The organism is Streptomyces sp. NPDC018833, assembly GCF_044390825.1.
GTDB lineage: Bacteria > Actinomycetota > Actinomycetes > Streptomycetales > Streptomycetaceae > Streptomyces.
On record NZ_JBIRZM010000007.1, the window covers coordinates 215,087 to 227,752 of the forward strand.

The following is a 12,666-nucleotide window of genomic DNA, read 5'->3' on the forward strand; positions in this document are numbered from 1 at the left end:
GACACCGACGACGGCGTGGCGGCGCCGGCGGCAGACTGGGACAGGTCAGCGGGGCGGGCAGCGCTCCGCCTCACCCCGCCGTACCGGCAGGCGCCGCGCAGAAGCGCTCAGCCGAGGGCGAGCCAGGCCACCGCGCCGATGACGACGATCGCCGCGATCACGCCGACGACCAGGCCGACCCGCGAGGAGGACGACTGGGCCGGGGTCGCCGTGCGGCCCTGGGGCGTCCCCTCGTCGACGAACGCGCGGAACATCTGCGTGTTGCCCGCGGGGTCGTGGGTGCCCTCGGGGCCCTGGCCGTGCGGAGCTTGGGGGTTGTGTGCCATGAGGCAGGACCCTAGCGAACCCGGGGGTCGGGCCCAACCCCGGGCAGCCGCCGGACGCGCTTCCCCCGCGGCATGACCACACCATGACCGTGCATATGCGAAGCCTTTTGGGTTCCTTTAACCGCTAGGCCCTTTCTTTTCATTTGCCTGTAGCAACCAATCTCTTCTATCATTGCCCTAAGCAACGAGATGACCCGGGAGGGCGCCATGGCCGAACGGAGTCGGTACGAAGAGCTGGCACGGCAGATCAGCGCCCTCGGCGCCGTGAAGCGGAGCCTCGCGCGGGTGCTTCCCGTCGAGTGCCCCTCCGGATCCGCCGCCGTGCTGTCCCTCGTCGGCCGGTACGGCGAGATGCGCATGAGCCGCCTCGCCGAGCTGCTCGCCGTCGACATGTCGGTGACCAGCCGGCATGTGGCCCATGTCGTCGAACGCGGCTGGCTCGAGCGCTCGCCCGACCCGGACGACCGGCGCTCCCGCATCCTGCGGCTCACTCCGGCAGGGGCGGACCTGCTCGTCGACCTCGGCCGCCGGACGGCGGACATGTTCGCCCACCACCTCAAGGACTGGTCCGACGACGACGTCGGACAGCTGAACGCGATGCTGGCCCGCCTCCGGGATTCCGTCGGGGACTGCCGGGCCCCTGCCCCCCGTACACCCGCACAGAAGACGTAAAGGACTTTCATGGCTCCGACCACACCGACCGGTGTGCGGGACGGCCACGCCGAGCACACGGGCCGGCACGCCCCCGACGGCGGCGCGCCGATGACACACCGGCAGATCATGGAGGCGCTGTCCGGGCTGCTGCTCGGCATGTTCGTCGCGATCCTGTCGTCGACGATCGTCACCAACGCGCTGCCGGAGATCATCAGCGATCTCGGCGGCGGTCAGAGCGCCTACACCTGGGTCGTGACCGCCTCGCTGCTGGCGATGACGGCGACCACGCCCCTGTGGGGCAAGCTCGCCGACCTGTTCTCCAAGAAGCTGCTGGTCCAGATATCGCTGATCGTCTACGTCGCGGGTTCGGTGGTCGCCGGCCTGTCGCAGAACGCGGGCATGCTCATCGCCTGCCGCGTGGTCCAGGGCATCGGCGTCGGCGGTCTGTCCGCCCTCGCACAGATCGTGATGGCCGCGATGATCTCCCCGCGCGAGCGCGGCCGCTACAGCGGCTACCTCGGCGCCACATTCGCCGTCGCAACCGTCGGCGGCCCGCTGCTCGGCGGCATCATCACCGACACCGACCGGCTCGGCTGGCGCTGGTGCTTCTACGTCGGCGTGCCGTTCGCGGTCATCGCCCTCATCGTCCTGCAGAAGACCCTCAAGCTCCCCGTCGTTGGGGTCCCCCATGCCGAAGGCCAGGGGAGCCAGGTCAAGGTCGACTGGTCGGGCGCGTTCCTCATCAGCGCCGCGGTCTCGCTGCTACTGGTCTGGGTCACCTTCGCGGGGGACAAGTACGGCTGGGTGTCCTGGCAGACCTGCGCGATGGTGGGCGGTTCCGTCGTCCTCGGTGCGCTCTTCCTCCTCGTGGAGGCCAGGGCGAGCGAGCCGATCATCCCGCTGCGGCTGTTCCGCAACCGCACCATCACGCTGGCATCGCTCGCCTCGCTCTTCGTCGGTGTCGCGATGTTCGCCGGCACGGTCTTCTTCAGCCAGTTCTTCCAGCTGGCGCGGGACAAGTCGCCGACGATGTCCGGTGTCATGACGATCCCGATGATCGGCGGTCTGTTCCTCTCCTCCACGGTGAGCGGCCGGATCATCACCAGGACGGGCCGCTGGAAGGCATGGCTGGTCGGCGGCGGTGTGCTGGTGACGGCGGGACTCGGTCTGCTCGGCACCATCCGCTACGACACCGACTACTGGCAGATCGCCCTCTTCATGGCGGTCATGGGCCTCGGCATCGGCATGATGATGCAGAACCTGGTGCTGTGCACCCAGAACCAGGTCGCCCCCGCGGACCTCGGGGCGGCCAGCTCGGTCGTCACCTTCTTCCGTTCACTCGGCGGCGCGATCGGCGTCTCGGCGCTCGGCGCGGTCATGGCCAACCGGGTCACCCACTACGTCAAGGACGGGCTCGCCGAACTCGGCCCGCAGGGCGCGGCCCTGCACGGCGGCACCGGCGGCGGCTCCATCCCCGACCTGGACGCCCTGCCCGCCCCCATGCGCACGGTGATGGAGACGGCCTACGGGCACGGTGTTGCGGACGTCTTCCTCTACTCCGCGCCCTTCGCCCTGCTCGCCTTCCTCGTCACCCTCTTCATCAAGGAGGTCGCTCTGAAGAGTCACTCCTCCCACGAGGTTCCGGCCCCGGCACCCGAGCCGTCGGACGATCGCCCCGCCCCGGTCGCACCGGCGGTCGCGGCGGTTGCGGTCACGGCGCGCACCGAAACTGTCACCGGCCGCGGGGTCGACGGCCACGACATCGAACCCGCCCACCCTGACGAGTAGTCCGAAAGCCTCCGGGCGGCTGCTCGTTCCCGGCGGAGACGAGCCGTCCCCCCGGCGGAAGCGGGCCACGGGGACAGAGGACGGCAGGCAGGGGACGGCCGGCCGGCCTCCACCCGGGGCATTACCCGCCGCGGTCGGCGCGCTGTGCGGCCGGAGCGCTATTTCGCCGCGGTCAGGTCGTACAGGGTGGAGCCGCCCACCGTGACCTCGGTGAAGTTCTCCTCGACCCAGGCTGTGATCTGCGAGCTGGTCCCCCCGCCGGGGCCGCCGCCCATGCGGCCGCCCATGCCGCCGCCCGAGGAGACGAACCAGTGGATCCTGCCGTCGGAGACGTACTGCTTGAACTGTGCGAGGGTCGGGGACGGGTCACTGCCGTTGAAGCCGCCGATCGCCATGACCGGCCTTCCGGTGGCCAGTTGGTAGCTCGCGGCGTTCTGGGAGCCGACGGCTGCGGCGGCCCAGGTGAAGTCCTCCGCGTCCTGTCCGATCCTGGCCGCGGTCCCGGCGTCGACGTTCGCGCCGCCGAGCAACCCGCCCATACCGCCCTCGCCACGGGAGGGGCCGCCACCGGGCAGCTGCCCACGACCCTGGCCGGGCGACTGACCCGGTCCCTGCCCCTGCCCCCATCCCTGCGCGGGGTTCCGGCCACCGGCCTGGCCCGGCTGCCCCGGAGGCTGCATCCCGCCGATGTTGCCCCGCCCGTTCGCCCGCCCGTTTGTCCGGCCGTTCGTCCGGCCGTCGCCGCCCTGGCCGCGTGGCTGCGTCCAGAGGGCACCCTCGGCGCCGCCGGGTCCGCCGGGTCCACCGCCCGGTCCACCCCGGCCACCCGACACCGCCGGTCCCGCCGTGACGATCGAGCCCGCGTGCCCCTCGCTCAGCGTGGTGAGCGCATACGCCGCCGGACCCGCCAGCGACGCCGTGAGGCCCAGCCCGGCCGCGGCCAGCGCCACCGTGCGCCCGGCCCTCACCGACAGCAGCAGCCCTGCCGCTGCCACGAGTCCGCCGACCAGCAACGCCGTACGAAGCCACGGCAGGTAGTCCGCGCTCCGGCCCAGCAGGACGTACGACCACCAGGCCGTCAGCGCCACCGTGCCGCCCAGCACCGCCGACCACCGGACCTTCGCCCGCTCCTCCCACAGCATCGTGCCGCCCATGCCGACCAGCGCCGCGATGTACGGGGCGAGGGCCACCGTGTAGTACTCGTGGAAGATCCCCGCCATGAAGCTGAAGACTGCCGCGGTCATCAGCAGCGCACCTCCCCACACCAGATACGCCGCCCTGGCCGTGTCCGTGCGGCCGGCACGCCGGGTGAGGACGAGCCCCGCGATCAGCAGCACCAGCGCGGCGGGCAGCAGCCAGCTGATCTGGCCGCCGATGTTCCCGGTGAACAACCGGTCCATGCCGGTCTCCCCCCAGCCACCGCCGCCCCGGCCGCCGTCCCCGCCGACGCTGCCGGTCTCGTTGCCGTTGATCCGGCCGAGGCCGTTGTAGCCGAAGGTCAGTTCCAGGAAACTGTTGTTCTGGGAGCCGCCGATGTACGGACGCGAGGACGCCGGCCACAGTTCGACGACCGCCACCCACCAGCCGCCGGACACCACGAGCGCGAGCCCCGCCAGGGCGAGTTGACCGAGCCGGCGCACCAGGGTCGTCGGCGCGCACACCGCGTACACCAGCGCCAGCGGCGGCAGGATCAGGAACGCCTGCAGCGTCTTCGTCAGGAACGCGAGGCCGACCGCGACACCCGCCCACACGAGCCACGCGGTGCGCGCGCCTTCGAGAGCGCGCAGCACGCAGTACACGGTGACCGTCATCAGCAGGGCGAGCAGCGCGTCCGGGTTGTTGAAGCGGAACATCAGCGCGGCGACCGGCGTCAGTGCCAGCGCCCCGCCGGCGAGGAGGCCCGCCGCCGGGCCGAAGCGCCGCCGGACGGCCGCGTACAGCACCGCCACGGTGGCGACGCCCATCAGCACCTCGGGCACCAGGATCTGCCAGGAGCCGAGACCGAAGAGGCGTACGGACAGGGCCATCGGCCACAGCGCGGCCGGTGGCTTGTCGACGGTGATCGAGTTGGCCGCGTCGGACGAGCCGAAGAAGAAGGCCTTCCAGCTCTCGCTGCCGGCCTGGGCGGCAGCGGAGTAGAAGGAGTTGGCGTAACCGGACGCGCTCAGGTTCCACAGGTAGAGCAGCGCGGTGGCGAGCAGCAGGGCGAGGAAGGCGCGCCGCACCCAGGGGCCGTCCGCCTCCCGGCCGCGCAGCAGCCGCCCGAGCGGGCCACGACGTGCGCGGACGTGACCGGAGCTCTGGTCGGGGGCGTGGCCGGGGCCGTCGGGGGTGGCGAGCCCGCCGGGGAGGACGGTGGTCATCGGGTGTACCTCATGTCGTCGTGGCGTCGCGGGCTTTCGTGGCCCCGTACGTGGTCGTGGTCTCGCACGTCGTCGTGGCTCGGCATGTCGTCGTGGCCTCGCGGGCCGCCCCACATGTCGTCGTGGCTCGACATGCCGTCGTGGCTCCGCCGTTCAGGGAAGACCCAGGCGCGGAAGAGCAGGAAGCGCAGCACGGTCGCCGCGAGGTTCGCCCCGATCAGGACGGCCAGCTCCGTGCCGTGGGAGGGGCTGCCCGCCGCCGCGTCGAGGGCCGCGAGCGAGCCGCTGGTCAACGCGAGCCCGATGCCGAACACCACCAGGCCCTGAGCCTGGTGGCGCACGACGCGGTCGCGGCCACGCACCCCGAAGGTGAGCCGCCGGTTCGCAGCCGTGTTCGCGACCGCGGAGAGGAGCAGGGCCGCGGCGTTCGCGGCCTGGGGGCCCGTACCGGCACGGAAGAGGGAGTACAGCAACAGATAGAGCAACGTGGAGAACGCACCGACCACACAGAAGCCCACCAACTGACGGGTCAGCCCTCTGGGCACCCCGGCCAGCCGCCGGTCGCGCGGGTCGTCGCCGAAGGGCCGCGCCAGCCGGTCGAGCGGCAGCGCGCCCACGGCCAGCGCCCGGCCCACCCGCCAGACGCCCTTGAGGTCCTCGGTGGCCGTACTGACGAGGTGCACGCTCGAGTCTGGGTCGTCGACCCAGTCGACGGGGACCTCGTGGATGCGCAACCCCGCCCGTTCCGCGAGCACCAGCAGCTCGGTGTCGAAGAACCAGCCGGTGTCCTCGACCATCGGCAGCAGCCGCTCGGCGACCTCCCGGCGGATCGCCTTGAACCCGCACTGCGCGTCCGAGAACCGTGCTGCCAGCGACGACTTGAGGATCAGGTTGTAGGCCCGCGAGATGAACTCCCGCTTGGGCCCGCGCACCACACGTGAGCTGCGCGCCAGCCGGGAGCCGATCGCCAGGTCCGAGTGGCCGGAGATCAGCGGGGCGACCAGCGGGAGCAGTGCGTTGAGGTCAGTGGACAGGTCGACGTCCATGTAGGCCAGCACGGGCGCGTCCGAGTGCGACCAGACCGTGCGCAGCGCCCGCCCGCGCCCCTTCTCCTCCAGCCGGTGCGCACGCACCTCGGGCAGGCGGTCGGCCAGGCGCGCCGCGACCTGGGGCGTGCGGTCGGTGCTCGCGTTGTCGGCGACGGTGATCCTGAAGCCGTACGGGAAGGTCCTCGCGAGGTGCTCGTGCAGCCGCAGGACGCACCGTTCGAGGTCGGCCTCCTCGTTGTGGACGGGGACCACGACGTCGAGTACGGGTGGACCGGCCGTGCCGGCGAGCAGATGCTCACGGGCCGGAAGGGTCCCGCCTGGGGTGTCGGTTCGCATACGACGACCCTCGGCGGGGCCGCTGTCACGGCTGTGTGATCAGCCTGTGATCCGTCTGTGAGTCGTGTGCGACGGCCGGCGCGGTCGGGGCCGGGTCGTCGGTGGCGGGCGGGTCGACGGACGCGGCGACGGGCGGGTCGACGGACGCGGCCCGGTCGGCGAGCACGGCCGGGTCCGCGAGCACGGCCCGGTGGTCGGCGGCCGGGATCGTGACCGCGAACACCGTGCGGCCCGGCTCCGACCGCACGCTCACCGTGCCGCCGTGCGCCGTGACGACGGCCTGCGCGATGGCCAGCCCCAGTCCCGTGCCGCCCGCCTGCCGTGAACGGGAGGCGTCGCCACGCGCGAAGCGCTCGAAGACGCGCCGCCGGAGTTCGTCGGGGATCCCGGGGCCGTCGTCCTCGACCTCCAGCAGGACGGGCCGCCCGGGCGGGCTTCCTGGGCGTACGAAGGGTCTGGCCGTGCTCCCAGGGCGCACCCGGGCCGTCACGGTCGTGCCCGCAGGCGTGTGCGTTCGGGCGTTGGCCAGCAGGTTCACCAGGACCTGCTGGAGCCTCTCCCCGTCCGCGCGTACGGTCACCGGTTCCCCGGGCAGCTCCAGCCGCCATGCGTGGTCCGGCCCCGCGGCGCGTGCGTCAGCGACCGCATCCACGACCAGCGAGGAGAGATCGGTGCTCTCGTACGAGAGCGGGCGTCCGGCGTCCAGTCGGGCGAGCAGCAGCAGGTCCTCCACCAGGCCCGTCATCCGCACCGCCTCGGACTCGATCCTACGGAGCGCGTGCCGCGTGTCCGGCGAGACCGCGTCCCCTTCCCGGCCACGCCGCGTCAGTTCCGCGTAGCCGCGTATCGAGGCGAGCGGCGTACGCAGTTCATGACTGGCGTCCGCGACGAACTGACGTACCCGCGTCTCGCTCTCCTGCCGCGCGGTCAGCGCCGAACCGACGTGCCCCAGCAGCCTGTTGAGCGCGGCCCCGACCTGGCCGACCTCGGTGCGCGGATCGGCCTCGGCGTCCGGCACGCGCTCGTGCAGCGCCACCTCACCGCTGTGCAGCGGCAGTTCACAGACGCGCCGCGCGGTCGCGGCCACCCGCCTGAGCGGCCGGAGCGCCACACCCACCATGGACACACCCGCGATGCCGGCGGCGGTCAGGCCCGCCCCGGTCACGCAGACCTCGACGACGATCAGAGTTCGCAGCGCGTCCCGCACGTTCTGCGTAGGAACGCCGACCAGGAACGAGCCGCGGATGCCGTCGGCGTACTCCACCCGGTAATCGCCGCGGCCCGGCACCTCGACCGTGTGCGGTTCGCCGTCCCGGGCCAGGGAGGCGAGCGCCTCGCGCTGCGCCGCCGTGAGCGGGTCCTCGGTGGGCCCGATCCCGTCCGGCTCGTGCTGGGTGCTGGCGACGGCCACGGAAACCGTGCCGTCGTCGCCGACCAGCGCCCCGACCGTGCCGACGGGAGCGCCGCCGCCCGTGACGAAGCCCAGCGGCGCCTTGTGGGGCAGGTCGTCCGGCGGCCGCTCCCCGATGGGCATCGGGGGACCGGCGGCCCGCATCGCCACAGCGCCGAGCTGGGTGTCCAGCTGCCCGTACAGATAGGTGCGGAACGCGACGGTCGTGACCGTCCCGATCACCGCGCACACCACGGCGATCAGCAGCACCGCCGAGACCACCAGCCGGGTCCTCAGCGACCACGGCCCCCCGCGCCACCCCGCCGACCCCCGCCACCCGACCAGCCCACGCCACCCGACCAGCCGGCGTCGCGTCGCCCCGGGCTGTCGCCCGGCGCCCGGATGCCGCGCGGCCACCCCCACCTCACTCACCGGGCTTGATCAGATATCCCGCCCCGCGCCGGGTGTGGATCATCGGCGACCGTCCCGCGTCGATCTTCTTTCGAAGGTACGAGATGTACAGTTCGACCACGTTCGCCTGGCCGCCGAAGTCGTAGTTCCATACCCGGTCCAGGATCTGCGCCTTGCTCAGCACCCGCCGCGGATTGCGCATGAGATAGCGCAGCAGCTCGAACTCGGTCGCCGTCAGATGGATCGACTGCCCGCCGCGCGTCACCTCGTGGCTGTCCTCGTCGAGGGCGAGGTCACCCACGACGACCAGGGACTCGCTGCGCACCGCCGCCGCCTTCGACCGCCTGATCAGTCCGCGCAGCCGGGCCACGACCTCCTCCAGCGAGAAGGGCTTGGTCACGTAGTCGTCGCCGCCGGCCGTCAGCCCGGCGATCCGGTCCTCGACCGCGTCCTTCGCGGTGAGGAAGAGGACGGGCACGTCGGGCACCTCGCGGCGCAGCCGCCCGAGGACGGCGAGGCCGCCCATGTCGGGCAGCATCACGTCCAGCACGACGGCGTCCGGCCGGAACTCGCGTGCCGAGCGCAGCGCGGCCGCGCCGTCGCCCGCGCTGCGCACTTCCCACCCCTCGTACCGCATGGCCATCGACAGCAGTTCGCTCAACGGCGCCTCGTCGTCCACGACGAGCACCCGTACGGGACTGCCGTCGGGCCTGAGCAGTTCGGTACGCCCCTGGGGCGAGATGGTGGTCATGCTCACCACCCTGCGGGCCCGCCCTGAGAGCCTTCTTGCCCGAAGCTGTGAATTCCCTGAGAAACCCGGGCCGGCGCGAGGAGCCGTGCGCCGTTGTCGTGACAGACGGCCCGCAGCCAGTCGTCGCCGAGGCCCAGCCGTTCCAGGGCACGCAGTTGGTGGACGTAGGGGTACGGGATGTTCGGGAAGTCCGTCCCCAGCACGATCCGGTCGGCGAGGTCCGCGAGCCGTCCTCGCTCCCGCACCGGGAACGGCACCGTGGCCTCGCTGAAGTCCGTGAACGCCATCGTCGTGTCGAGGTGCACGTGCGCGTACCGCTCGGCGAGGTCGAGGAAGTCGGTGTACTCGGGCATGCCCATGTGCGCGACCACCAGCCGCAGCCCGGGATGGCGGGCCAGCAGGCGGCCCACCGGCGCGGGCCCGGTGTGCTTTCCCGGCGCGGGCCCCGAGCCGGCGTGGATGACGACGGGCACTCCCGCCTCGGCGAGCAGTCCCCACGCGGGGTCGAGCAGGGGGTCGCCGGGGTCGTACGCGCCGACCTGCACATGTGCCTTGAAGACCCGCGCTCCGCCCTCGACCGCCTCCCGCACATATGCGGCCACGCCCTGCTCCGGGAACAGCGTCGCGGTGTGCGCACAGTCCGGCGTGCGCGCCGCGAAGCCGGCCGACCAGCTGTTCAGCCACACCGCCATGCCCGGCTTGTGCGGATAGAGCATCGAGGTGAAGGTCCGCACCCCGAACTGCCTCAGCAATGCGACGCGTTCGTCCTCGGCACGCCGGTAGGCGATCGGCCAGTCCCGGCCGGTGAGGGGGCCCACCGCGTCGAAGTACGCCCACACCTTGCGCAGGACGCGCTCGGGCATGAAGTGCGTGTGGACGTCGACGAGCCCCGGCAGCCCCAGCCCATCCCAGAACTCCCGTACCTCCCGCGCCTCCCGGCCGTCAGCCGCGTGAGGCACGCCGGCCCGGTCAGTCGCGTCGGCCGTGCCAGTCGCGTCAGACACGCCAGCCCGGTCAGCCGCGCTCAAAGCCGTAACTCCGCTCGAGCTTGGCGACGTGGACGCTGTAGCTCTCGTACCACTCGGCCCGCCCCCGTCGCTGAGCCTCCCGGTGCTCCAGGTCGCGCTGCCGGGCCGCGATGGAGTCGGTGTCCCGGAAGTGGCCGACGGTGATGCCGAGCCCGCCGGGCGCCTTGGCCGACTCGTACCCCAGGAAGCCGGGCACCGCCCTGACGAGTTCGTCCATCCGCACGGCGGTCTCGGCGTATCCCTGGGGGTCGTCGTGGCGGACGGGGGTGAAGACGACGGCGTAGTAGGGCGGTTCTATGCCGCCGACAGGCTTGATGCTCATGACAGTCACCCTCCGGTCCGGCCGCCGGTGCTGTCCACCGTCATTGCCTTACGGGATCCGAGAGGGATCCGTTCCTTTGCCGTACGGCGCGGGCGGTCAGAACAGACCCTCCTGCTCGGCCCCGGCCCGCGTCCAGGTCACCGGGACACTCACCCCTGCCGCAGGGTCGGCGCCCACCAGCGACCACCCGGTCATCAACCGGGTGTCGAGCACGACGACCTCGTCCCCGGCGGTCCGCAGATGCAGATCGGGCCCGGCCGCGGCCAGCAGCCGGCCCGCGACCGCACCGCCGCCGGCCAGCTCGCGCACGACGCCGGTCGCGGGCGGCAGCCCGTCGAGCCCGAACACGGCCGCGTGATCGACCACCTCGCAGGCCATCCGCTCCAGGGAACCGGCCCACCCGCCGAGGGCGACGGCCCGCGCATGCAGCTCCGCGACCTCGGCGACCCGCTCGCCGGCCGACGGCAAAGCCGCCCGCACCGCCCGCTTCCTGCCGTACGGGATCCGGTCCGGCACCCCCAGCGCGGCCCGCAGCAACTCCTCCGTCCGGCGTGCGGCCATCAGCGGCCCGCGCCCCAGCCAGGTGAAGGCCACTGCCCCCTGCTCCAGCAGCCGGGCAGGGCCGCGCTCCTCGGCGGTGATCCCCACCTTGACCATCCCGGGCCCGAACCAGGCCAGGTACACGCGGTAGGTCCGGGGGTCGTCGGGCACGCCGTCGGCCGCGACGGAGTGCGCCCGGTCCAGCCGCGCACATTCGTCGCAGCGCGCCTGCATCACCCGCGCGGAGACCCGGGCCCGCACCGGACAGGCGTTCCCCCGCGCCCCGACGCAGTGCCGCTCACCCTCGGCCCGGAAGCCGATCTCCCGGCCGGCCCCGAGCGGACTGACCCGCCCGCCTTCCCAGCACAGCACCGCAACCCGCGCCCCGACGGGCCACGCGACCCCCGCACACCGCCACGCCACGCTCCACACCTCCGGCGACCAGCTGCCGTACAACGCCAGAGGCCCCCGGATCTCTCCGGGGGCCTCGGCCTGCTGTGCACTCGGCAGGATTCGAACCTGCAACCTTCTGATCCGTAGTCAGATGCTCTATCCGTTAAGCTACGAGTGCTTGTGCTTCGCGGGCTTTTCTGCCCGGTCGGCGTTGCGGGAACAACATTACATGACCTGCGCCGTCACGCGAAATCCATTACCCGCACCCCACCTGACCTGCATAAACGCCCGAATGGGCGGAGCGGGCGCGTGTGATGGGGGCGGGGGCGGATGGGGTGGGAACGACCGAAGCCCCGGCCGTCGGGCCGGGGCTTCGGTGATCAAATGGCGGAGGCGGAGGGATTTGAACCCTCGATGGGCTTTAAGACCCAAACCGCATTAGCAGTGCGGCGCCATAGACCGGACTAGGCGACGCCTCCAGCACACCCGCGCGGGCGCGAGTGGTGCGTGCAGATGATGACACAGCCCAGCGGCCTGTCACCAATCGCCGTCCACGGTACTAGCCCCCGGGGCCGCAGAGCAAAGCATCTTCCGGTTGCGCAACGGAGTGGCGTGCGCAGCGTTAGAGATGCCGGGGCCGCCCCGGCGTCCGGTCGGGACCGGCCTGTCGGCCCGCGGTCCCCGAACGGACCCGTAACTCTTCAGGAGCCCTACATGCTCAGACGCCTCGTCCTCACCGCCACCGTGTCCGCCGCCGCACTGGCCTGCGTCGTGCCCACCGCCGGGGCCGTGACGTCGCCGCTGCCGCTGCCCGTACCACTTCTGGACGCACCCGACCGGCTGATGGTCGTGGTCTCCCAGACTGGGAACACCCGGACGGACGGACGGTACAAGCTGGAGTGCCGCCCCGCGGGCGGCACCCACCCCGCCGCACGCTCCGCCTGCAAGCGGCTCGACGAGCTGGCCCGCGAGAACCACGACCCGTTCGCGCCGGTGCCCGAGGGGCAGATGTGCACGCAGCAGTTCGGCGGGCCGGCCACCGCGCGGGTCACCGGCACCTGGCAGGGGCGCCGTGTCGACGCGACCTTCACGCGGTCCGACGGCTGCCAGATCTTGCGCTGGCAGATGCTGGAGCCGGTGCTGCCGAATACCAGGTCATAGGCCGAAGGCGTACGCAGTCCGCACACAACCTTGGTGAGAGCTCCCCCTCATCCGCCGTCCGGGCGTGTGCCGCTGCCCTTAGACTCCCTCAGTGACAGGCCGATGCCAGAGGGGCAAGATGGGATCGACCGTCCGCAATACGCAGTAGGTCAGG

Annotated in this window: 10 protein-coding genes, 2 tRNA genes and 1 pseudogene; 3 read left to right on the forward strand and 10 right to left on the reverse strand. The window is 72.2% G+C overall.

Annotated elements, in window-relative coordinates:
• Positions 1-107: 107 nt before the first annotated feature.
• On the reverse strand, positions 108-326 hold the full coding sequence (locus tag ACH5AF_RS17225; protein ID WP_398902476.1) for a hypothetical protein: 219 nt from the start codon (positions 324-326) through the stop codon (positions 108-110).
• A gap of 207 nt (positions 327-533) precedes the next feature.
• On the opposite strand from ACH5AF_RS17225, the gene ACH5AF_RS17230 reads away from it, so the two are divergent.
• Complete coding sequence (locus tag ACH5AF_RS17230) at positions 534-998, forward strand: MarR family winged helix-turn-helix transcriptional regulator (protein WP_398902477.1); 465 nt, start codon at positions 534-536, stop codon at positions 996-998.
• Positions 999-1,007: 9 nt separating this feature from the next.
• Positions 1,008-2,699: pseudogene (locus ACH5AF_RS17235) on the forward strand (MDR family MFS transporter); the annotation flags it as partial.
• A gap of 227 nt (positions 2,700-2,926) precedes the next feature.
• On the opposite strand, the gene ACH5AF_RS17240 reads toward ACH5AF_RS17235, so the two are convergent.
• From ACH5AF_RS17240 to ACH5AF_RS17280, 9 genes are all read right to left on the reverse strand, one after another.
• Positions 2,927-5,131, reverse strand: a complete 2,205-nt coding sequence (locus ACH5AF_RS17240) for an ArnT family glycosyltransferase (RefSeq protein WP_398902478.1) — start codon at positions 5,129-5,131, stop codon at positions 2,927-2,929.
• Positions 5,128-6,516 carry a glycosyltransferase gene (locus ACH5AF_RS17245; RefSeq protein WP_398902479.1) on the reverse strand — a complete coding sequence of 463 codons (1,389 nt, stop codon included), beginning with the start codon at positions 6,514-6,516 and terminating at the stop codon, positions 5,128-5,130. Before ACH5AF_RS17245 ends, ACH5AF_RS17240 begins: the two co-directional genes overlap by 4 nt.
• Positions 6,517-6,541: 25 nt before the next feature.
• Complete coding sequence (locus ACH5AF_RS17250) at positions 6,542-8,251, reverse strand: sensor histidine kinase (protein WP_398902545.1); 1,710 nt, start codon at positions 8,249-8,251, stop codon at positions 6,542-6,544.
• A 79-nt stretch (positions 8,252-8,330) separates the two neighbouring features.
• Positions 8,331-9,068 (reverse strand): response regulator transcription factor, encoded by a 738-nt coding sequence (locus ACH5AF_RS17255; RefSeq protein ID WP_398902480.1) that lies wholly within the window; start codon positions 9,066-9,068, stop codon positions 8,331-8,333.
• Positions 9,069-9,070: 2 nt separating this feature from the next.
• A complete protein-coding gene (locus ACH5AF_RS17260; protein WP_398902546.1) occupies positions 9,071-10,027 on the reverse strand; it encodes an amidohydrolase family protein in 957 nt (318 codons plus the stop codon).
• Positions 10,028-10,082: 55 nt separating this feature from the next.
• Positions 10,083-10,418 carry an antibiotic biosynthesis monooxygenase family protein gene (locus ACH5AF_RS17265; protein WP_398902481.1) on the reverse strand — a complete coding sequence of 112 codons (336 nt, stop codon included), beginning with the start codon at positions 10,416-10,418 and terminating at the stop codon, positions 10,083-10,085.
• Positions 10,419-10,514: 96 nt separating this feature from the next.
• The gene (locus ACH5AF_RS17270) at positions 10,515-11,381 is read right to left on the reverse strand and encodes a DUF2797 domain-containing protein (protein ID WP_398902547.1); all 867 of its coding nucleotides are present in this window, start codon (positions 11,379-11,381) and stop codon (positions 10,515-10,517) included.
• A gap of 75 nt (positions 11,382-11,456) precedes the next feature.
• Positions 11,457-11,529: transfer RNA gene (locus ACH5AF_RS17275), tRNA-Arg, on the reverse strand.
• Between the two features lie 207 nt (positions 11,530-11,736).
• A tRNA-Ser gene (locus ACH5AF_RS17280) sits at positions 11,737-11,830 on the reverse strand.
• 235 nt (positions 11,831-12,065) lie between these two features.
• Between ACH5AF_RS17280 and ACH5AF_RS17285 the strand changes: the two genes are divergently transcribed.
• Positions 12,066-12,512, forward strand: coding sequence for an SSI family serine proteinase inhibitor (locus ACH5AF_RS17285; RefSeq protein WP_398902482.1), 447 nt, complete (start codon positions 12,066-12,068; stop codon positions 12,510-12,512).
• Positions 12,513-12,666 lie beyond the last annotated feature (154 nt).